The following is a 21,879-nucleotide window of genomic DNA, read 5'->3' as shown; positions in this document are numbered from 1 at the left end:
ATACGTCGGTTGTCTGACATCTACGCCGCTATCATATTGTTTATACGTACTTAAAAAAAGGAGGAAATGTTGATGTTTAAGCAGATCTTTGGTGTTCTTCAAAAAGTCGGTAAAGCACTTATGCTTCCTGTTGCGATCTTGCCGGCAGCCGGTCTTCTTCTTGCGTTCGGTAACGCAATGCAAAACCCACAACTTACATCACGCGCTGGTTGGTTAACGAACGAAGGCGTCGTGAAATTCGCTCAATTGATGGAGCAAGCAGGTGGAATCATCTTCTCGAACTTGGCGCTCTTGTTCGCAGTCGGTGTCGCCATCGGTTTAGCAGGTGACGGCGTAGCCGGACTTGCGGCAATCGTTGGATTCTTGATCATGAACAAAGTCATGGGTGTTTGGCTCGAACTCACACCTGAAGTATTGGCACAAGGTGACCCGGCTTACGCGAACGTACTCGGTATCCCAACGCTCCAAACAGGGGTATTCGGAGGGATCATCATGGGTCTCATCGCCGCATGGGCCTATAACAAGTACTTCAATATCGAATTGCCACAGTTCCTTGGTTTCTTCGCTGGTAAACGTTTCGTTCCAATCGTAACAGCAGTTGCAGCCGTCGTTGCTGGTTTCGTTTTACTATTAGTATGGCCACCAGTTCAGCACGGATTGAACTCATTCTCAAACTTCATGTTGAATGAAAACCGTACATTCGCAGCGTTCATCTTCGGTTTAATCGAACGTTCATTGATTCCATTCGGTCTTCACCACATCTTCTACTCACCGTTCTGGTTTGAATTCGGTTCATACACAGATGCAGCGGGTAATGTTGTACGTGGTGACCAAGCGATCTTCTTCGCACAAATTCGTGATGGTGCTGAATTGACAGCAGGTACGTTCATGACTGGTAAATTCCCGTTCATGATGTTCGGTCTTCCTGCAGCAGCACTCGCAATGTATCACGAAGCACGTCCTGAGCGTAAAGCGGTTGTCGGTGGTCTCTTGGCTTCTGCTGCCCTTACATCGTTCTTGACTGGTATCACAGAACCAATCGAGTTCTCATTCTTGTTCGTAGCACCACTTCTCTTCGCAGTACACGCGGTATTCGCAGGTCTTTCATTCATGACAATGCACATCTTGAACGTGAAAATCGGGATGACGTTCTCGGGTGGTTTGATCGACTTCTTGCTCTTCGGTGTTCTTCCAGGTCGTACGGCTTGGTGGCTCGTTATTCCAGTCGGTCTCGTGTTCGCGGTTATTTACTACTTCGGATTCCGCTTCGTTATCCGTAAGTTCAACCTTAAAACTCCAGGTCGTGAAGATGAGGTTGTTGAACAATCAACAGCTACTGGTTCGGAACTTGCACAAGATATCCTCGTCGGTCTTGGTGGCTCACAAAACATCAAACACCTCGATGCATGTATCACACGTCTTCGTGTCGAAGTTAAAGACAAAGCAAACGTAAACAAAGATGAGTTAAAACGACTTGGCGCTTCTGGTGTCCTTGAAGTTGGTAACAACATTCAAGCAATCTTCGGACCACGTTCGGACGCATTGAAATCAGAAATCCAAGCGGTCATCGCTTCAGGTAACGAAAAGAAAGTCAACTAATTGATGACCTAGACCAATCCTTCGGGGTTGGTCTTTTTCTTTTATATGAAACGGTTTCATCCAAACGTTAGAGGGAAAAAGTAAGTATTCTGACAAAGGAGGGAACCATGATGTGGAAGAAAGTGTTTGGCGTTTTACAACGGATCGGGAAAGCACTCATGCTTCCGGTTGCGATCTTACCGGCAGCCGGTCTTCTCTTGGCGTTTGGTACCGCATTCCAAAACCCGGACCTCGTTGAATTGCTCCCGTTTCTGGCGAATGACTCACTTGTCCTGATTTGGCAAGTCATGACAGATGCCGGGGACATCGTCTTCGCAAACTTAGGGTTACTGTTTGCCGTCGGGGTCGCGATCGGCCTGGCGAACGGGGACGGGGTTGCTGGTCTAGCAGCCATTGTCGGTTATTTGATCATGAACAAAGTCATTAGCACATGGAATGGGATTACCGCGGAAATCGCTCAAGGTGATCCGCAGTATGCCACCGTTCTCGGTATTCCGACACTCCAAATGGGGGTATTCGGGGGGATTATCGCAGGTCTTGTTGCAGCCTATGCGTACAACAAGTATTTCAACATCAAGTTGCCAGATTTCTTAGGGTTCTTTGCAGGGAAGCGGTTCGTCCCGATTGCGACGGCCGCATTCAGTTTGATTATCGGGATTGCGCTCGCATATATATGGCCACCGATTGGGAATGTGATCAACACGTTCTCAAGTACGGTCATCGAGGCAAACGTTGCCTTATCAGCATTCATCTTTGGATTAGTAGAACGTTCCTTGATTCCGTTCGGTCTTCACCATATTTGGTATTCTCCATTCTGGTTCCAATTCGGGGAGTATACGAACCAAGCAGGTGATCTCGTACAAGGTGACCAGCGGATCTTCTTCGCACAACTGCGTGACGGCGTGGAATTCACAGCCGGTACGTACATGACCGGGAAATTCCCGTTCATGATGTTCGGCTTACCAGCAGCCTGTCTCGCCATGTTCCACACGGTTCCGAAAGAACGGCGGAAAGACGTCGAGGGTCTCTATTTCTCGGCTGCCCTTACGTCATTCTTGACAGGGATCACAGAACCAGTCGAATTCTCATTCGTTTTCGTTGCACCACTTCTCTTCGGAATTCACGCCGTCTTTGCCGGTCTCTCCTTCATGACGATGCATTTACTGAACGTCAAGATTGGGATGACCTTCTCTGGTGGTCTCATTGACTATCTGCTCTTCGGGGTCCTGCCGAACCGGACGGCCTGGTGGCTCGTCATCCCGGTTGGTCTCGTCTTTGCGGTCATCTACTACTTTGGATTCCGGTTCGCTATTACGAAGTTTGACCTGAAAATTCCTGGACGTGACGTGCAGACTGGCACGAAAGGGGACAAAGCGGGGATTGGGGACGACTTGCCATATGAAGTGCTCGTCGGACTCGGTGGTCCTGAAAACATTAAACATTTAGATGCATGTATCACGCGACTTCGTGTCACCGTCAATGACGTGAAACAAGTTGACAAAGACCTTCTAAAAACGCTCGGTGCCGCTGGTGTCCTTGAAGTAGGAGACAATATCCAAGCCATCTTCGGACCAAAATCGGACACGCTCAAATCACAAATCGCGACCATCATCGAAGGTGGCGAATACAAACCGAAAGAAAAAGTAGAGAAGGCAGTCATTACACCGGAAGCGGCTGAACAAGCCGATCATCGCTTCTTGGCTCCGATGTCTGGTGTCCTGTTATCACTTGATGATGTGCCGGATCAAGTCTTCTCGGGTCGCATGATGGGAGAAGGGTTTGCGATTGAACCAAGTTCCGGACAGGTCGTTTCGCCGGTGACCGGTCAAATCACGACATTCTTCCCGACGAAACATGCGATTGGCATTTTGGCTGACGATGGACGTGAACTATTGATCCACGTCGGTCTCGATACGGTCAACCTGAAAGGGGAAGGATTCACAGCGAGAGTCGAAGAAGGCGCCCGGGTCGAAGCGGGAGACGTCCTTCTCGAAGTCGACCTCAGCGCGATTCGTGATAAAGTGCCGTCACTGATTACACCAATCATTTGGACGAACGGGGACGGAAAAGTCGTCGTCGTACCATTCGGTGAGACTGTCGTCGCGGGTGAAGCGCTCGACTTTAGAGCCGATGACAGAGGACCAGAATAAATGATTACGAGCCGCTCCTATCATGGGGCGGCTCGATTTGTGTAGTTACTTCAATGTGCCTTATTCCGGAAAAGGAGAATCCCCCTTATAGTGAAGGAGAATTCTCACGAAAGAAGGGGTACAAATGAAACAATCCATACAATTGAATCACGGTCAGAAAGCCATTCCTACTATTGGACTTGGCGTCTTCAAAGTTAAAGATGGGGATACAGTCATGGATGCCGTCGTCGAGGCGATTCGTCAAGGATACCGTCATATCGATACGGCAGCCGTTTATGAGAATGAAGAGGGGGTCGGTGACGGAATCCGAAAAGGAATGGAAATCGCAAATATTTCCCGGGAAGATTTATTTATCACATCGAAACTATGGAACGCTGATCAAGGTTACGATGCTGCCATCTCCGCCTACGAGGCGTCACTCGTTCGTCTTGGATTGGAACAGTTAGATTTGTATTTGATTCATTGGCCGGTGGAAGACAAGATGGTCGAGAGTTGGCGTGCCCTCGAAACGTTGTATCGAGAGGGACGTGTCGGGGCAGTCGGGGTGAGTAACTTCCAAGTCCATCACCTCGAGACATTGGCTGCAAACAGTGACCTCGTTCCAGCCGTGAACCAAGTTGAACGGCATCCGTTGCTTCGTCAAACCGAGTTAGCATCGTATATGAGCGAGCACGGCATCGTACCGGTCGCTTGGGCACCGCTTATGCAGGGAGGGTTGTTCGAAGAGCAGACTTTAGTAGAGGTCGCAAAGGAAGTCGATCGTTCCGTCGCCCAGGTGTTGTTACGGTGGCATCTCCAAACGGGATGGGTCATCATTCCAAAATCCATCAAACCACATCGAATCGCAGAAAACTTCGATGTTCATGACTTTGAATTGACCAAAGATCAAATGGAACGAATCGACTCACTCGACCGATATCAACGTGTCGGTCCAGACCCAGATGATTTTGATTTCTAATGCAGTATATAAAAAAGTCCTTCTCTCGAGTGAGAGAAGGACTTTTGCCATTATTTCTTAATGTCGAACTTTTCGCTAAGGAAGTTCACGACTTCTTCAGCTGTGTCCATGTTGAGGACTTCGTTGACGATTGCTTCTGTTTCCGACTTCGTCAAGCGTTTCACGAGGCTACGCGCACGAAGGACGCTTGAAGCGGACATCGAGAATTCGTCGAGACCAAGACCGAGAAGGATTGGAATCGCGAGTTCTTCTCCAGCCATCTCTCCACACATGCCGACCCATTTGCCAGCTTTGTGTGCTTCTGTGATGACGTTGTGGAGAAGGTTCAAGATGGCAGGGTTGAACGGTTGGTACAAGTAGGAAACTTTTTCGTTCATCCGGTCAGCCGCCATCGTGTATTGAATCAAGTCGTTCGTTCCGACTGAGAAGAAGTCGACTTCTTTTGCGAATTGTTTCGCCATGACAGCCGTTGATGGAATTTCAACCATCATTCCAGTCTCATATTGTCCGACTTCGATTCCTTCTTCTTTCAACTTCGCTTCTTCTTCGAGAAGAAGGGCTTTCGCCGCGCGGAACTCTTCGAGTGTCGCAATCATTGGGAACATGATGGCGAGGTTCCCGTGAGCTGAGGCGCGGAGAAGGGCACGAAGTTGTGTGCGGAACAAATCTGTTTCCTCAAGGCAAAGGCGGATGGCACGATAGCCGAGGAACGGGTTCATTTCTTTCGGGAGGTCAAGGTATGACAACTCTTTGTCGCCACCGATGTCGAGTGTACGGATGACGACTTGCTTGCCTTCCATGCCTTCAAGAACCGTTTTGTAAGCTGTGTATTGCTCTTCTTCAGTCGGGAACGTTTCAGAGTCCATATATAGGAACTCCGTACGATAGAGCCCGATTGCATCTGAACCGTTTTTCAAAACGCCTTCGAGGTCGTTCGGTGTCCCGATGTTCGCAGCAAGCTTCACTTTGTGACCGTCCGCTGTGATTGACTCTTCGTTGACGAGTTGCTTCAACTCTTCTTTGTACGCTTCAAAATCAGCACGTTTGCCTTCGTATTCTTTGACGAGATCTTCTGAAGGGTTGACGAAGACGTCACCTTCTGTTCCGTCGATGATGACGAGGTCACCGTTTTTGATTTCTTCAAGGGCCACTTTTGTTCCAACGACTGCCGGAATTTCAAGTGAGCGTGACATGATGGCAGAGTGAGACGTACGTCCGCCGATGTTCGTCGCGAATCCTTTGACGTATTTACGGTTAAGTTGTGCCGTGTCTGATGGTGTCAAATCTTCGGCAATGATGATGACTTCTTCTGAAATCGAAGCTGGAGTCACGAATGTCACTCCGAGAATGTGAGCCATGACACGTTTTGTGACGTCACGAACATCAGCTGCACGTTCGCGCATGTATTCGTTATCCATTGATTCGAAAATCATGATCATCGTTTGGGCGACTTCGTCAAGTGCCTTCGCTGCGTTCATGTTTTCGCTTTCAATTTTGTCGTTCACTTGCGATACGATTTCTGGGTCCTCAACGATTAAAAGGTGAGCTGAGAAAATCTCGGCTTTGTCTGGACCGAGCTCACGAAGTGTATGTTCGCGAATGGCTTCAAGCTCCGTTTTAGATTGTGCGATCGCATCTTGGAAGCGAGCCTTTTCTGCAGCGACATCTTCAATCTTGTGTGATGGGATATCGAATGAAGGTGTCTCCATGACGAATGCTTTTGCAACTGCAATTCCTGCAGATGCACCAATACCTTTAATGTGTGACATAAGCGTAGTCCCTCTTTTCAAAGAAATAGTGTACTTTCCTGCCTCGTTACTTCATACCCGAAAAGAAAAAAGAATTAACGAGAACGGAGAAAGTTAAAGTAGCAACGGTCTACGACTAGGGGAAGCCTCGACCAGTCAAATTGGCCTCACTTCACGATGAAGAGAAGCCCGATTGCGTACTTTCTTATCCTATCATAAAATAAAACAACGTCACAACGAGGAGATAGCCCATGAATTCGAAGATTTCTTGACTCTTACGCATACTATTTCATTATTTTGGAGAAGTTCGTTATGCTTACCATATATATAGAAGGGAAGTGGCAATATGTATCAAATTGCTCAATTAAATTGGACCGATTCTTACGAGACAATCGTCGTCGGAATTGGAGCGGCTGATTCTATCGATGAGGGACTCGACACATTGTTTGATGGACGCGTCAAAGCGCTTATTCAATCAGGAGACCTCTCTACGAAGACGGGGGAAGTGACAATCCTTCCGACATTCGCCGGTGAGACGACCCGTGTTTTATTTGTCGGACTTGGTCAACGAAATGACATGACGACCGAGAATGTTCGGAATTGGTTCGGGAAAGTCTCGAAACTGATCAAGTCACGTGGATTGAAGGACGTCGCCGTAGCGCTTGATACGTTTACGGATGGTGCCGCACGCATATTCACAGAAGCGTATGAAATGGCGACCTATGCCCATCCTACATATAAGTCTGCTCCAAATGAAACGGTCGAAGAACCGACGATCACGTTGCTCGGTGACGTGGACCAGACGGATATCGATGCGGGTGTGGCTTATGGGAAAGGGGTCAATGTCGCTCGAACGTTGACGATGATGCCGGCCAATATTTTGACAGCGGAGACGTTAGCGGATTACGCGGTTGAGTTGGCGAAACGTCATGATTTCAAATACCGTATTCTTGAAAAAGAAGAGATGGAAGGACTAGGTATGGGGGCATTGCTCGCAGTCAACCAAGGGTCGACGATTCCTCCAAAATTGATTGTACTCGAGTATCGTGGGGCAGAAGAAGCTCCGATTGCCGTTGTCGGGAAGGGTGTCACGTTCGACACAGGCGGCTATTCAATTAAGCCGAAAGATGGCATCGTCGGGATGAAAGGGGATATGGGTGGCGCTGCTACCGTCCTCGGATTGTTCGAGACCCTCGGATTGACGCGACCAAAACGGAACGTGATTGGCATCATCGGTGCGACCGACAATATGATTTCTGGAGATGCGTTCAAACCAGATGATGTGATCACGGCCATGAATGGAAAGACGATCGAAGTATTGAACACGGATGCAGAAGGACGTCTTGTATTAGCGGATGCGGTCACGTTTGCGAAAACGTATGAACCAAAAGCCATCATCGATGTGGCTACGCTCACAGGTGGCGTTCTCGTCGCCCTCGGGACAGACGTGACGGGCTGTCTAACGAACGACGATACCCTCTATCGTTCTCTTGAAGAGGCGAGCCGTGAGACGAACGAACTCGTGTGGCAGATGCCATATTTCGATGTCTTCATCGACAAGGTGAGAAAATCGGAAGTTGCCGACTTGAACAACTCACCAGGTCGTTTCGGGCATATGATTTTTGGTGGCGCATTTGTCGGTGAGTTTGTCGGCGATACACCATGGCTACATCTCGATATTGCAGGAACGAGCGAACGAGCGGCAGCGAATGACCTCGGTCCGAAGGGGCCGACGGGTGTCATGGTTCGAACCCTCGCACGGATGATTGAATCGTGGGAGCGGTAAGAGCAGGTGGCGTAATCGGTTTGGCGATTCTGTGTGGCCTATGCTACACGGTTTGGCCGAACCGTATTTGGTTAGGGAGTACAGTGTTTCTCGCCGTATTTGGCGTGTTGATGATGTTACAGGAGGTACGACATGGTAGGAGTAGGAATTGATGGTGCACGTGGCGGCTGGGTACGGATCACATATGACAGCATCTCACTTTGTTTAACGATTTCGGAGACGTTGGAGGAGTTGCTGATTGATGGTGCCATGCATTTTGTGGATATGCCGAAAGATTTAGGAACGGTCGACCATCCGAGCCGCGAATGCGATGCGTGGATGCGTTGCCGACTCAGCCAACGAAAGTCGTCCGTCTTCACTCCGCCGATTCAAGAGGTGTTGCAAGAAGCGACTTATGAGGAAGCGAATGAAAGGAGTCGGGCGTTGGTTGGCAAAGGAATTAGTAAACAAGCGTGGAATCTTGTTCCCCGGATCCGTGAGTTTCAGCAGGTGAAGGCATCTGACGTTTACGAATCACATCCGGAAGTTTGTTTCTCGGTCATGATGGGACATGAGGCAAGTCATTCGAAAAAGACGGTCGAAGGGCAGGATGAGCGAATCGAGTTACTTCGGCAATACTCGAAAAGTTCTCCATGGAAATGGAAGATGTCGAACGTCCAAATCGACGATATTATCGATGCGTGCATCTTGGCGGTAGCTGCCTATGAAGCGGGGACAAGTGGTCTCTCGCTTCAGCCGGCAGAATCCGATCAACCCGTAGTGGCTGTACCTCAAATGAAAAAAGAGCGATGAAATCAACATTTCATCGCTCTTTTGCTGTCGTCGTAGGCGGACCGACGATAAATCGCCATATGTAATGAAACACTTTGGCATTGTATACGGCTTTCAACAGGACGGCGAGTACGGGCCCGACGATAAAGCCGAGTACACCGAATAGCTTTAATCCAACGAAGATGGAGATGAGTGCGACCAGTGGATTCAATCCGATATGGGAACCGACAATTTTCGGTTCAGCCAAGTTGCGTTGGACGATGACGATGATATACAACACGACCAATCCGATGGCCACGAACCAATCACCTGTCACCGCGGCATAGGCGGCCCAAGGAATAAGTAGCGTACCGACCCCTAAATAAGGCAAAAGGTCAAAGAACCCCGCGAGTAAAGCGAAAGAGAGCGGGTTGTCAACACGGAGGATGAGCATTCCGATCAAGACGATCCCGAATGTGATGGAGATGAGCGTGAACTGGGCACGGACGTATCCAAATAGGGCAGACTTGAGGTTGATCATCACTTCCTCGAATTCTTTGAATCCTTTTCGTTTGTTCAGACGATTCAGTGAGTTGACGTATGATGGCCAATCCTTTGTGATGAAGAACCAGGCGAGGACAATGACGACCACGAGCAACAAGACGAGCGGGAGCGCTGCTAACATGTTTTGTAGCACACTGGCCACTCCGCGGGACAAGACACCAATCGCTGAGGCGAGTTGGACACCGAGCTCGGTGATTCCTCCCTCGAGCGAGGTCGTCTGTCCGGGATTTAACTGCTGATAGCTCTCGTATGCATCATTGACGAGCGGTGCGATTTTCTCATTGAACAGTCGTTGGATAAACTCGGTGAGTGTCTCAATTTGTTCAGGGAGTCGTTCCGCTGCCACCGTTGCATAATGAATCAATTGGATGATGACGATGGTGATGATTCCGACGACGATGCTAAGCACGATGATCAAGGAAATGAGAGTGCCGAGTGCACGAGGCATATTTGATTTTCGCTCGAAAAAGTTGACGAGCGGGACGGTCATCAAGGACAAGAGCAAGGCAAATACGAACGGATATGTATATTCGAAAAGTATATTCAATAGCCAAGTGATTAAAAAGAAACCGATTACGACGAGAATGAATCGAAGCAATTGCCAAAGTCTTGCCGACGACATGTGGAACCCACCCTTTCCGGACAACTAGGTTGAGCATAGTATATCATGTAAGCGGTAAATAAAGCAGAAAGATAGGTGAATGAACGTGAGAGAAGTTCAACAGAAAATCAATACGATGATTCTTCATTTAGGTGGTTACTGGAGACCTTTATCCGGGCTAGCACGATTGTTAGAAGAGGTAGGAGAAGTAGGTGGCGCGTTAAGGAGAGAGGCGCGGGATGAGTTGAAAGAGGAGTTACTTGATGTACTAGTGATTTCCACGTGTCTGGCAAACCAGTATGGGATTGCATTGCAACAACCAGAGGCGGAGGGAGGAGAATCGAAAGAGAAGCTGTATTTTCAAATTGTGGAAGAGGCAGGGGAAGTGGCGCGGATTTTGAACGCTTATGAAGGCGATAAGAAGTTAAAACCGAACCGTAAAGGTCAATCACTACAGCATCATATCGAGCAATTGCAACGTGCCGTTTTGTCTCTTGGAGAGTCTTACCATCTCAATCTGTTCGATTCACTCTTTGCCCTCATCGAAGAGAAGTCGGCCCGGGACTTTGGACGATTTGATCATACGCCGGATCCGATTACGGAGACATCGGTGCGTACTTATTTATCGCATCAGTCAGGTCGCTATTGGGGCGGGGTCCCAGTTAAATCATTTGAGCGATTCGACCGATATATAGAACGAGAACAACATATCGAGCGTTTTTGTCGCATTGCAGCGATTGAAGGATTGGACGGATTTGTAATTCAACAGAAACGAGATGGATTGATTGTTACAGAGAATCCTTCGATTAAAGAAGGTTTTACTGTCGCCATCGAACGTTACGGTGCGGAGACGTTTCTGATCATCCGACCGGTCAAATAAAAACATTTACCTTTTTATCAAAAACATTCATCTTTTTTTCAAATATTTACTTTTTTTAAAAAAGCATTATGCTAATATGAAATTGTTGTTAGTAGGAAATGCCGCAATGAGAAAGGAATATTTTAGATGAAAATGAAACTATTGAAAGTTGCCCTCATCTTAACGGTCCTCTTGTTTGGTATGCAACTTCCGTCTGCTGAAGCTGCTACTTACGATGGAGAGACGACTGTCAATTTGAACATTCGTACATCCCCTAGTCTGAGTGGGAAGGTAGTGAAAACATTACCAAAAAACACGAAAGTAAAGTATGAAACGTATAATCAGTCCTGGCACAAAGTGTATGTAAACAATCGTACATACTATGCCTCGGCCCAGTACATTCGGAAACTTTCATCCACTTCAAGTTCGCTAACGACGCAGGCGGCAACGTCTACTGGTGTGACAACTGCGAACTTAAACGTACGAGTCACGTCTCATCGATCGGCGAAGATTGTCGCTACATTGAAGAAAGGGACGGAAGTGAAGTATGCCGTTTATAATTCTTCTTGGGCAAAAGTCTACTTGAACGGGAAGACGTACTATGCCGCAAAAGCTTACATCGCACCAAAACTCACCGAGTCGAATGTGGATCGGACAAATGGATACACGAACCGTGAGATGAAACTCTTCGCTGAGCGGAATCAACGTTCGGCGGTGAAGAAGGTACTCCCCGTGAACACGGCTGTCGTCTCGAGCAAATATAATTCGAGCTGGTCGATTGTTTATATCGGGAACGAAACGTACTACACACCGACTTGGGGCATTACAGAAGGTACATTGGATAGCAGTGTAGAGAAAAAAGACGGGTATGCAAACCGGGAGCTGAAACTCTTCGCTGAGCGGAATCAACGGTCGGCGGTGAAGAAGATACTTCCCGTGAACACGGCTGTCGTCTCGAGCAAATACAACTCGAGTTGGTCGATTGTCTATCTCGGAAGTGAAACGTATTACACACCGACAGCTTGGATCTCTACTTCGAAAACGTCGACAGAACCTCCGACGACAACGAAACCAGATGATGGACTCACGCAAGGGTATGCTAACCGTACAGTAAACTTGTTTGGAAAAACCCATCAGAGTTCGGAAGTCCTCATGGTTCTTCCGAAATACACGGCTGTTTCATACAAAGCGTACAATTCGAGTTGGTCGACTGTTCAGATCGGCTCGAAAGTCTACTACACAGCGAGTTCGTGGTTGACGAAAGGGAAAGCCCCGGCTGCGCCGGAAGCTGCACCAAAAGGTACGGTATACATCAACACACCAGGTGATGTATTGAACGTTCGTTCGAAAGCGAGTCTTGATTCGAATGTGGTTGGTCAACTCAATCACGGAACAGCTGTTTTACATTATGGGACAACCAATGGTTTCCATAAAATCAAGTTCAACGGACAAGATGCTTTCATTTCTTCAGCATTCGTGATGACATCTAAGCCGAGCACATCGACTGGAACAGTCATCGTCCTTGATCCAGGACACGGTGGAAAAGACTCGGGAGCAGTTAATGGATCTCTCTATGAGAAAACGATTGTACTCGATGTAACGAAACGTGTAGAAGCTTATCTTCGCTCAAAATATGATTACAATGTACGTCTCACTCGTTCGACTGATGTCTATTTGACTCTAGATCAGCGAGTTGCTGCAGCGAAGTCGTTACGTGGTGATTTGTTTGTAAGTATGCACGTCAACGCAGCCGGTTCATCATCTGCGAAAGGGGTAGAAACGTTCTTTTCTTCTCAGTCTGCGCACAGCGCTCGAAGTCGTGTCCTTGCTTCAAACATTCAAAGCAACTTGGCGGGTAAAATGAGTGGAATGTCGAACCGAGGAGTGAAAACAGCTAATTATTACGTTATTACGTATAATACAATGCCATCTGCACTCGTCGAATTAGGATTTATCTCATCACCAACAGATTTGACTTACCTTCGAAGTAACACGTCTCGTCAGCAAATGGCGGAAGGTGTGGCTGAAGGAATTGCCAAATATGTTCAGACTTATTATTGATTTGAATTAACCCAGACATGATTGTCTGGGTTTTTTTGATGTACAAAAAAACCGAACCGATTAAATCGGTTCGGTTCAATTTTATAGATCATCAAATCCGTTCGCGTCTGTCACTTTCGCATAAGAACGTGACTTTTGTTCGAAGAAATCAGATTTTGTCGCATTGAGCGAGTCATCTGAGTATGCCCGGATCCAAGGCATGACATCTTCGTCAAATCCTTCATACAAGTCATTCAGACCGATGACGCGGAGTCGTTTATTCGCCAAGTATTTGACGTAGTCTCGCATTTCACTGACGTCGAGTCCATCGAGGTCACGGAGAACGTATTCACACCACTCGATCTCAAGGTCGACCGCTTCTGCCATCGTGTCGTATACGAACTGACTGAACTTTCCGTTTTCATCAATCTTCGGATTTTCTGTCAGCACGGCACGTAAGAGCTGGCTGATGAAGTAAGAATGTTGCATCTCATCACGTTGGATATAACTGATCATCGTGGATGTACCGACCATCTTTTGGTGGCGGGCGAGATTGTAGAAATAAGCGAATCCTGAATAGAAGTTGATGCCTTCTAGAATGACGGATGCAACGAGTGATTTCGCAAAGTTTTCAGCGTTCGGAGTCTCGCGGAACGCTTCATATAAGTCCAAGATGAATTGATTGCGCTTCATGACCATTTCATCATCTTTGGCGATGTCAAAGATTCGATTTTGTTCAGCGAGTGGCACGAGACTTGATAGGACATAGCTGTATGATTGATTGTGCACGACCTCTTGTTGTGCGATGACCGCGAGAACGGCGTGTACAGACGAGTCAGATGAGAACATAGAAGACTCGAGGATGTATCGTGTCTGGACCGAGTCGAGAATCGAGAGCAGTCCGATGATCCGTTTGAATGCATCCTGTTCACGTTCAGTCAATTGCGGCCATTGTTGCATATCCTTAGACATTGAGATCTCATCAGGAATCCAAAAGTTCGATAATAACTGTTTGTAAATGGTATAGAACTGAGGATACGCGATATCGTTCCAATTGACGATCGAACTCGTTTCCCCGCCAATGATGGCGGTTGCCCGGTTAGGATGTTTGGGCGACAATAATTTGATTTTCTGAATCGACATGATGCATAACTCCTTCTTCTACATGGTGAGCCATCCGCTCTGCCCAATGTTGGACGTTGAACGGTTGGTTACGTGGGGACTGCTCGATTTTAAGCAGTTCCCCGGCAAGTGGGATTCCGTATTTTGAAAGGTGGTACGCCATCTCGTCAACAGCGCGACAGAAATGTACGAACATCTTGTCACCCGTTCCGAATACCGCAGCTTGTCGAATCGGCACTTGGAGTTCCTTTAACACGAGGCGGAACGTATCTTTCATTTCGTCTGGTAAGATTCCGTCTGCCCACGTGTAAGAGCCGAAATAGACGAGGTCGAACGAAGCGAGCGACTTTGCTTCGCGATATCCGACGCGATCGGCATCATAGCGGACGACCGTATCGCCACGGCGATGATGTGTCGATTCGATGAGCGATGCCACTTCTTCCGTGTTTCCACTCATCGAATGACAGATGATTGCGATGTTCATAGGGTGGACCACCTTTCTATAAAATGTACATAATGATTATGACGACGGTTTACGAAGCGCACGACTCACATTCGTCGACTTCGACGGTCGTCGAACGAGTGTAGTAAATCGACTTCATGCCAAGAGACCATGCCTCGAGGTGCATCGCAAGAAGCTCTGTCGCTTTTACATCGTTCTTCACGTATAAGTTGAAGCTGATTGCTTGGTCGATGTGGCGCTGGCGAGCCGCGTTTTGACGGATGCTCCATAATTGATCAATTTCAAATGCTGATTTATAGAACCAGTTCGTGTCCGGCGTCAAGTCGGGAACCGTGACTGGAATCTTATAGTTTTTCTTCTCTTCTGAGTAGACCTTTTTGTAGACCGGGTCAATCGATGCGGTACTACCAGCGATAATCGCCGTCGATGAGTTTGGTGCAACGGCCATCATATAGGCGTTACGGACGCCGTTTTGATGTACTTCTGCTGCGAGACCGTCCCAATCGAGGTCGTCGTGTGAACGATAGTTCCGGCGCTTGAAGTATTCGCCTGTATGCCATTCTGAACCTTCGAAGACGCCGAATGCTCCTTTTTCTTTGGCGAGTTCCATCGATGCTTGGATTGTGAGATACGCGATTTTTTCATAGAGTTTCTCTGCATATTGAACGGCATCGACCGATTCCCAACGGATTCCTTCTAGTGCGAGCAAGTGATGCCAACCGAACGTTCCTAGACCGACTGCACGATACTTCTGGTTCGTGATCATCGCCTGTGGAACTTCGATCGTATTCAAATCGATGACGTTATCGAGCATACGCATTTGAATCGGGATGAGTCGTTCGAGCACATCGGCTTTCACGGCACGAGCAAGTGCGATTGAACTCAAGTTACAGACGACGAAATCACCAGGTGTCTTTGTGATGACGATTTTTCCGTCTTGTGTGTATTCTTCTTCGATTGTCGTTGCCGACATGTTTTGCGCGATTTCGGAACAAAGGTTTGAACTGTAAATCATCCCTGCATGTTTGTTTGGGTTTGCGCGGTTCACTGCGTCTCGGAAGAACATATATGGTGTACCTGTTTCGAGTTGTGAGCGCATGTAACGTTTTACAAGGTCGATGGCTGGAACTGTCACACGAGATAATTCTGGCGTGTTGACACATTCCATATATTTCTCTGTGAAGCTTCCACCGTTCTCTGATTCGTCAAAATAGTCTTCAAGGCTATATCCCATCACGGTACGAATCTCGTGTGGATCGAACAAGTGCCAGTCGCCGCGTGCCTCGACCGTACGCATGAAGAGGTCCGGTAAGCAAACGCCTGTGAACAAGTCGTGTGTACGGAGGCGCTCATCCCCGTTGTTCAATTTCGCGTCGAGGAATTCGAAGATGTCCTTATGCCAAATGTCTAAATAGACGGCAATTGAGCCTTGACGCATACCGAGTTGGTCGACAGAGACGGCTGTGTTGTTCAATTGCTTCATCCAAGGAAGGGCACCACTTGAGACGCCTTTGAATCCTTTGATGTCACTACCACGTGAACGGATTTTCCCGAGGTAGACACCGATTCCACCGCCACCTTTTGAGAGCGTCGCCACATCGGTGTTCGAATCATAAATGCCACGGAGGGAGTCATCAACTGTATCAATGAAACAAGAGCTGAGCTGTCCATATGATTTACCGGCGTTTGACAACGTTGGTGTCGCGACCGTCATATAAAGGTTTGATAAAGCCCAATAAGCTTCTTCGACGAGCTTCAATCGAGTCGTCTCATCTTCTTTTTGCATGAGCGTCATCGCGATGACCATGAAGCGCTCCTGTGGAAGCTCATAAAGGTTCTTCACATGATCGCGCCCAAGATAGCGGTCCGACAACGTGCGGAGTCCGATATATGTGAAGAGACGGTCACGGGATGGATCGATCAATGTTTCGAGATGGTCCATGTCTTCTTTTGAATACGTATCGAGAAGAGCTGACGTGAAAATTCGTTTTGATGTTAACGTCTCGACCAGTTGATAGAAGTTACCATAACGCATAGATGCTTCGTAACCGCGGTTGCGTGCCGCTTCAAGATAGAGGCGGTTCAAGTACATTTCCGTTGCCACGAACGTCCAGTCCGGTTCTTCGGCTTTCAACATATCGAGGGCATGCATCGTCAATAAGTCATATACTACATCTTGTGTTAGCGTTTTTGTCTCGAGCGCCCGAATAGCCCGTTCTTCATAGCGCTCTACGCTTAAGTGAGGATACCGTGTCTGGATAGATTGAATAAGAGAAGAGACGTCAGAAAGCGTTGGAGCCGCTGGTAGCATCGTCTCGTGGTGGATAGGGGATGTCAAAATAGATCACTCCTTTAGATGGTGTAGACGTTATAAAAGGATAATAAGAACTTCCTTACCTGTCACAATATCGTGTTAACAATCAAAATACCCGTTAACTATATATTGACACTTTTTTATCTTTTTAATCATAAAACACCTATATTTAGTTTTTCAATCCTTGACATTCTGGAATGTGCCCGTCACCTTTTTGCTTTTGCTCCAAAAGGGCTTCATGACCCAATTTGAGACAGAGAACTGAGATGAAAAAAAATTATGTATTGTCTTTGCTTGTTTTTTCACAAATTGATGAATTCGATTTCATCACTCTTGATGAAACATTTCATCCGTTTGTTTGAGGTGGAATGGATTGTATTTGACGTTACTTATCAAAATACCTGCATATTCATTTCATACTAGATATAGTGTTCTGATGAATCAAGAAATATGAATCCATTTGTCAAGGCTGGTATCCGAGTAAAAAGTAAGGTAGATTGGTGAAGTAGGACATGGAATTTCAGCGAAAAGAAGGGTTTAACAAGTGCGTACAGAAGACTTATTATTAACATGGGACCCACTCGGTTATGGGGCAGGTTCATACGGACCTGAGTTTGATGAAGTCATGATGGCATTAACCTATGTCGATTCTCCCGAACAATTGACCGAAGTGATTCGCCGAACGCTTCTTGAAGCGTTCGATGCGTGTCCACCAGAAACAGAGATTTTCGAGATGGCGCAGCGACTCCTCGTATCGTCATCTTGCCAACTATAAGGAGGAACCAATAATGTTACGAATTGATCCAACACCGAATCCGAATGCGATGAAAGTGACACTTCCAGAGAACGTGTTTGGCGCCAAGAGTCAAAGTGTGAAGGCGGGCGAAGCGACAGATCAGCCGCTCCTCGCAAAACTAGTTGAAATCGAAGGCGTGGAGAGTGTCTTTGCTTATGGTGACTTTGTGACCGTATCAAAGGAGAACGGTGTGAGCTGGGAAGCAATTCTTCCACTCGTTGAGACGGCATATCGCGGATGAAACCGATTGTCTCGATTGTCATTCCGGCTTATAAACGCGAGACGGAACTGACGGAACTGCTTGAAAGTCTAACGGTCCAAACATTTCAGCAGTTTGAGGTCTTGGTCATGAATAATGAAGGACCGCCAAAACAACACCTTTTGGCGCCTTTTTTGAATCAATTGGATGCACGTGTCATCGAAGTGGGTGAGAACCATCACGTCCGGGCCCGTAATCGTGGTGTTCTCGAGGCGAGAGGCGATGTCATCTTGCTACTAGACGATGACGATTTGCTCATGCCGACACACTTGGAGGAGGGGCTACGCGACCTTCAACAGGCAGACCTCGTCTATTCGGATGCTGAGCTGTTCCGATTCGAATGGAGAGCGGGCCGTCGTGTCGTGACGGACTGGGAACCGTTCGCTTACGCGTTTGATCGAGAGCGGATGCGTCAGGACTCGACGTTCATCCCTTCGGGCACGATGTATCGCAAATCGATTCATGACACGATCGGTCTATTCGACGAAGACGTCTATAACTACTGGGATTGGGATTTCTTGTTGAGGGTGATGGATGCATTCACGGTGTCACACCCGGCGCGTGCGACGGTACTTTACGCCTTCAACGGGACGGATAACCTGTCGGCAAAACAGGATGAAACGAGACGTCGTTATTTTGATCATTTCTGTCAAAAGCACGGTCTGACAGACATGGAGATGAAGAATTTCCATATCGTTCAGGAGGAACGACGTGCATTCGTGAGACAGACAGAGAGAACGTTCACAGGCGTGCTACCTGGTCGAACGGAAGGAGAATAAGTATGTATTCATCAAAAGAACTTGAGTTGTTAGAGCTGTTAGAAGAAAAAGGGTATCTCGAGACGAAGATGTTGGCTGATTTGTTGGCACTCGATGAGGAGACGATTGAATCGATGTTTGAGAAATTCAAGCAAGACGGGATTCTCCTCGGATTTCGTGCCATGGTCAATTGGCAAAAAATCAATCGTCACGATGTCACTGCCTTCATTGACGTTAAAGTCACTCCGAAACGAGGACGCGGATTTGACGACGTGGCCGAGCGTATTTATCGCTTCCCAGAAGTGACGGCGCTTTATTTGATGTCGGGAGCTTATGACCTTCAAGTCGTCATTCGGGCGAACTCGCTTCAAGACGTCGCCTCATTTGTCTCAGACAAGCTATCGCCGCTTGATTCGGTCTTGTCGACGACAACCCACTTCAAATTGAAGACGTACAAACATGACGGGATCTTGTTCACCCCACAAACTGAAGATAAGCGGTTGAACATCACGCCATGAAGTCTTTATCGAATCAAGTCGTCTCGATGAAGCCATCGGGCATTCGCCGTTTCTTTGACTTAGCACAGACGATGGATAACGTGGTCTCTCTCGGGGTGGGAGAACCGGATTTCATCACACCATGGAACGTGCGAGAAGCGAGCTATGCCGCACTCGAAGAAGGCTATACAGCGTATAGCGCCAACGCCGGTCTCATCGAGTTGCGCGAAGAAATCGCTACTTATATGAAAGAACGCTTTTTAGTCGAATACGATCCGACGTCTGAATTGATTGTCACGACTGGGGCATCGCAGGCGCTCGACATCGCATTCCGTGCCCTTCTCAATCCAGGGGACGAGGTCATCGTGGTCGAACCGGCATTCGTTTCATATGGTCCACTCATCGAGTTGGCAGGTGGGACCGTCGTCCCTGTCGCATGTCGTCCGGAAAAAGGGTTTCGACTCGATCGGGAAGACGTTGAGCAAGCCATCACAGAACGGACGAAAGCGATCTTGCTTTGCTTCCCGTCCAATCCGACGGGCGCCACGATGAATGGCGATGAACTCGCACAAATCGCAGAGCTCGCGACAAAGTATGACCTTTGGGTCGTCAGCGATGAGATTTATGCGGAACTCTGTTACGACGAACCATTTGTCAGCTTTGCGACGCTTCACGACATGCGAGACCGGACGATTGTCGTCAACGGTTTCTCGAAGGCGTTCGCGATGACTGGATGGCGCCTTGGCTTCACATGCGCACCGGAAATCGTCACGCGAGAGATGTTAAAGGTCCATCAATACGGCATGATGTGTGCACCGACGCTCGTTCAATTCGGTGGACTCGAGGCACTTCGGACCCGTGATCAGCACGTGCCGAGCATGGTGAAAAGTTATCGTCAACGTCGAAACTATTTCATACAAGCGCTGAACGAAGCAGGGCTTCCGACGCACGTGCCAGGCGGAGCATTCTATGCCTTCCCTTCGATTCGACATACTGGATTGACGAGTGAAGAATTTGCAGAACGTCTTCTCGTCGAAGAACGTGTCGCCGTTGTTCCTGGAAACGCCTTTGGTGAGAGCGGGGAAGGGTTCGTCCGAGCGAGTTATGCGACTTCGCTCGAACAACTACAAGAAGCGATTCTCCGGATTCAACGTTTCATGAAACAATTCGAAGTCACAGTAGCCAAGGACTCTCATTCGTGAGAGTTCTTTGGCGTTTTAGCGATATAACGAAAGGGAAAAGACGGGCGAGGTGAAGAGGATGAAACAATTTGACTTTGTTGCAATCGGGTGTGGTCCGTATAATCTTGGTCTCATGGCCCTTGCGGAGAAGACTGAACTGCATGGGGTTTGCTTTGAGCAACGCGCGGAGATGATGTGGCATGAAGGCATGTTGATTGAAGGGATGACGATGCAAACGCATTATTTACAAGATCTCGTCACGTTGGCGGACCCGACCCATCCATCGAGTTTTCTGAACTATTTGAGTGATACGGGTCGACTCCAAACATTTATCACGCAAGAACAAGATAAGATTCCTCGAACGGAATACAATCGTTACTTGCGATGGGTTGTAAATCAACTGTCGACGATTCGTTTCAATCATTATGTGTCTGACGTTGTAGTGGAAGAAGAGGGCTTCCTCGTGACCGTCGAATCAGATGGTCGATCGACACAAGTTCATACAAGACATCTCGTTCTAGGGACAGGGGCGGCGCCATTCGTGCCGGACGGGTTTGAACAAGTCATTCATACGAGCGATTATTTGACGTACCGGGACGTCCTCAAAGACCGATATCGTGTCGCGGTCGTCGGGAGTGGACAGAGTGCGGCGGAAGTCTTTCTGGACTTGTTGCGTGAAGCGACGGATGAACAACGCGTCGACTGGATCACACGCTCCGAACAATTTGAGTCACTCGAAGCAGGCAAGCTTGGGGATGAAATTTTTAGTGTGGATTATGTCGATTATTTTCATAAACTACCGTACGACGCTCGGCAAGAGCTACTCGGGTCATTCGAGCGTTTCCGTCATGGTGTCAATCCTGAGACGATGACCTCGATCTATGAGACGTTGTATCATCGGACGGCAGAAGCGAAAGCGACGAAAGCTGACATGATGACACAGGTCGAAGTGGAATCGATCACTTATGATTGGTTGACACATCGTTTGAAAGGGACCCAACGGTATACGGGAGAAGTGATTGAAAGAGAGTACGATCTCGTCGTCGTGGCGACGGGGTATCGCCCGGTGGTCCCATCTTGGGTCAATCAGCTCCCGGTCGTATGGGAAGCAGAGGGAGAATGGGCAGTCCGTGACACGTATGAAGTGATCATGAACGAGTCGTTAGGCGGGAAGTTGTTCACGCATACAAATTTAGAGCATTCGCATGGTCCGGCTGCGACGAATCTCGGGATGGCTATCTATCGAAATGCGGTCATATTGAACGACATGGCTGGGGAAACGGTCTATCCGATTCGCCATCAGAAGCCGTTTACGACATTTTGAACAAAAAAAGGGCTAGGCGAGTCGCCTAGCGGAATCAGGGGGGAATACTTGAAGTCTTGCTTGATTTGTATTTACCCCGCACTTCGACTTTAAAACATACCAACACGTCA

17 protein-coding genes and 1 pseudogene are annotated in these 21,879 nt (G+C 47.9%); 13 read left to right on the top strand and 5 right to left on the bottom strand.

Translation table 11 applies throughout. The annotated features are described in order from the left end of the window. Window positions 1-72: 72 nt before the first annotated feature. The 3 genes and pseudogenes from ptsG (KNO68_RS06730) to KNO68_RS06720 form a co-directional block, all read left to right on the top strand. Window positions 73-1,572, top strand: a pseudogene (ptsG, locus tag KNO68_RS06730) (glucose-specific PTS transporter subunit IIBC); the annotation flags it as partial. A 137-nt stretch (window positions 1,573-1,709) separates the two neighbouring features. Further along, window positions 1,710-3,749, top strand: coding sequence for a glucose-specific PTS transporter subunit IIBC (gene ptsG / locus KNO68_RS06725; RefSeq protein WP_078147244.1), 2,040 nt, complete (start codon window positions 1,710-1,712; stop codon window positions 3,747-3,749). Window positions 3,750-3,873: 124 nt separating this feature from the next. Continuing rightward, window positions 3,874-4,707, top strand: a complete 834-nt coding sequence (locus KNO68_RS06720) for an aldo/keto reductase (protein WP_078147243.1) — start codon at window positions 3,874-3,876, stop codon at window positions 4,705-4,707. Between the two features lie 50 nt (window positions 4,708-4,757). On the opposite strand, the gene ptsP is transcribed toward KNO68_RS06720, so the two are convergent. Continuing rightward, complete coding sequence (gene ptsP / locus KNO68_RS06715) at window positions 4,758-6,476, bottom strand: phosphoenolpyruvate--protein phosphotransferase (protein ID WP_078147242.1); 1,719 nt, start codon at window positions 6,474-6,476, stop codon at window positions 4,758-4,760. A 325-nt stretch (window positions 6,477-6,801) separates the two neighbouring features. On the opposite strand from ptsP, the gene KNO68_RS06710 reads away from it, so the two are divergent. Next, entirely contained in the window at window positions 6,802-8,241 is a 1,440-nt protein-coding gene (locus KNO68_RS06710; RefSeq protein WP_078147241.1) for a leucyl aminopeptidase, read from the top strand. A gap of 132 nt (window positions 8,242-8,373) precedes the next feature. Further along, window positions 8,374-9,033: a DUF429 domain-containing protein gene (locus KNO68_RS06705; protein ID WP_078147240.1), complete on the top strand. Its 660-nt coding sequence runs from the start codon at window positions 8,374-8,376 to the stop codon at window positions 9,031-9,033. A gap of 10 nt (window positions 9,034-9,043) precedes the next feature. Here KNO68_RS06705 and ytvI read toward each other — a convergent pair whose 3' ends face one another. After that, a complete protein-coding gene (ytvI, locus tag KNO68_RS06700; RefSeq protein ID WP_074036407.1) occupies window positions 9,044-10,177 on the bottom strand; it encodes a sporulation integral membrane protein YtvI in 1,134 nt (377 codons plus the stop codon). A 79-nt stretch (window positions 10,178-10,256) separates the two neighbouring features. Here ytvI and KNO68_RS06695 point away from each other — a divergent pair, with 79 nt between their 5' ends. Together KNO68_RS06695 and KNO68_RS06690 are read left to right on the top strand one after the other, a co-directional pair. Beyond that, the gene (locus KNO68_RS06695) at window positions 10,257-11,036 is read left to right on the top strand and encodes a MazG nucleotide pyrophosphohydrolase domain-containing protein (RefSeq protein ID WP_215112237.1); all 780 of its coding nucleotides are present in this window, start codon (window positions 10,257-10,259) and stop codon (window positions 11,034-11,036) included. A gap of 126 nt (window positions 11,037-11,162) precedes the next feature. Continuing rightward, window positions 11,163-13,076, top strand: a complete 1,914-nt coding sequence (locus KNO68_RS06690) for an N-acetylmuramoyl-L-alanine amidase family protein (RefSeq protein WP_215112236.1) — start codon at window positions 11,163-11,165, stop codon at window positions 13,074-13,076. Between the two features lie 81 nt (window positions 13,077-13,157). Here KNO68_RS06690 and KNO68_RS06685 read toward each other — a convergent pair whose 3' ends face one another. The 3 genes from KNO68_RS06685 to KNO68_RS06675 are packed head-to-tail and all read right to left on the bottom strand — an operon-like array spanning window position 13,158 to window position 16,966. After that, a complete protein-coding gene (locus KNO68_RS06685; RefSeq protein WP_074036411.1) occupies window positions 13,158-14,198 on the bottom strand; it encodes a ribonucleotide-diphosphate reductase subunit beta in 1,041 nt (346 codons plus the stop codon). Then, window positions 14,155-14,661, bottom strand: coding sequence for a flavodoxin domain-containing protein (locus KNO68_RS06680; RefSeq protein WP_012726807.1), 507 nt, complete (start codon window positions 14,659-14,661; stop codon window positions 14,155-14,157). Before KNO68_RS06680 ends, KNO68_RS06685 begins: the two co-directional genes overlap by 44 nt. A 49-nt stretch (window positions 14,662-14,710) precedes the next feature. Beyond that, the gene (locus KNO68_RS06675) at window positions 14,711-16,966 is read right to left on the bottom strand and encodes a ribonucleoside-diphosphate reductase subunit alpha (protein ID WP_371730226.1); all 2,256 of its coding nucleotides are present in this window, start codon (window positions 16,964-16,966) and stop codon (window positions 14,711-14,713) included. Window positions 16,967-17,498: 532 nt separating this feature from the next. Here KNO68_RS06675 and KNO68_RS06670 point away from each other — a divergent pair. From KNO68_RS06670 to KNO68_RS06645, 6 genes are read left to right on the top strand one after another with little or no spacing between them, the layout of a single operon-like run. Continuing rightward, on the top strand, window positions 17,499-17,729 hold the full coding sequence (locus KNO68_RS06670; RefSeq protein WP_074036415.1) for a DUF1871 family protein: 231 nt from the start codon (window positions 17,499-17,501) through the stop codon (window positions 17,727-17,729). A gap of 13 nt (window positions 17,730-17,742) precedes the next feature. After that, entirely contained in the window at window positions 17,743-17,991 is a 249-nt protein-coding gene (locus KNO68_RS06665) for a NifU N-terminal domain-containing protein (RefSeq protein WP_074036416.1), read from the top strand. Then, the gene (locus KNO68_RS06660) at window positions 17,988-18,788 is read left to right on the top strand and encodes a glycosyltransferase family 2 protein (RefSeq protein WP_074036418.1); all 801 of its coding nucleotides are present in this window, start codon (window positions 17,988-17,990) and stop codon (window positions 18,786-18,788) included. Before KNO68_RS06665 ends, KNO68_RS06660 begins: the two co-directional genes overlap by 4 nt. A 2-nt stretch (window positions 18,789-18,790) precedes the next feature. Beyond that, window positions 18,791-19,285 carry an Lrp/AsnC family transcriptional regulator gene (locus KNO68_RS06655; RefSeq protein WP_215112235.1) on the top strand — a complete coding sequence of 165 codons (495 nt, stop codon included), beginning with the start codon at window positions 18,791-18,793 and terminating at the stop codon, window positions 19,283-19,285. Then, window positions 19,282-20,466, top strand: a complete 1,185-nt coding sequence (locus KNO68_RS06650; RefSeq protein WP_074036420.1) for an aminotransferase — start codon at window positions 19,282-19,284, stop codon at window positions 20,464-20,466. The genes KNO68_RS06655 and KNO68_RS06650 overlap by 4 nt, the downstream gene beginning before the upstream one ends. Window positions 20,467-20,524: 58 nt before the next feature. Next, a complete protein-coding gene (locus KNO68_RS06645; protein ID WP_215112234.1) occupies window positions 20,525-21,769 on the top strand; it encodes a lysine N(6)-hydroxylase/L-ornithine N(5)-oxygenase family protein in 1,245 nt (414 codons plus the stop codon). The last annotated feature ends 110 nt before the right edge of the window (window positions 21,770-21,879 follow it).

The organism is Exiguobacterium sp. s75, assembly GCF_018617145.1.
GTDB classification, from domain to species: domain Bacteria; phylum Bacillota; class Bacilli; order Exiguobacteriales; family Exiguobacteriaceae; genus Exiguobacterium; species Exiguobacterium profundum.
Note: the sequence above shows the minus strand (reverse complement) of the source record. Positions and strands in the feature narration are given on the sequence as shown.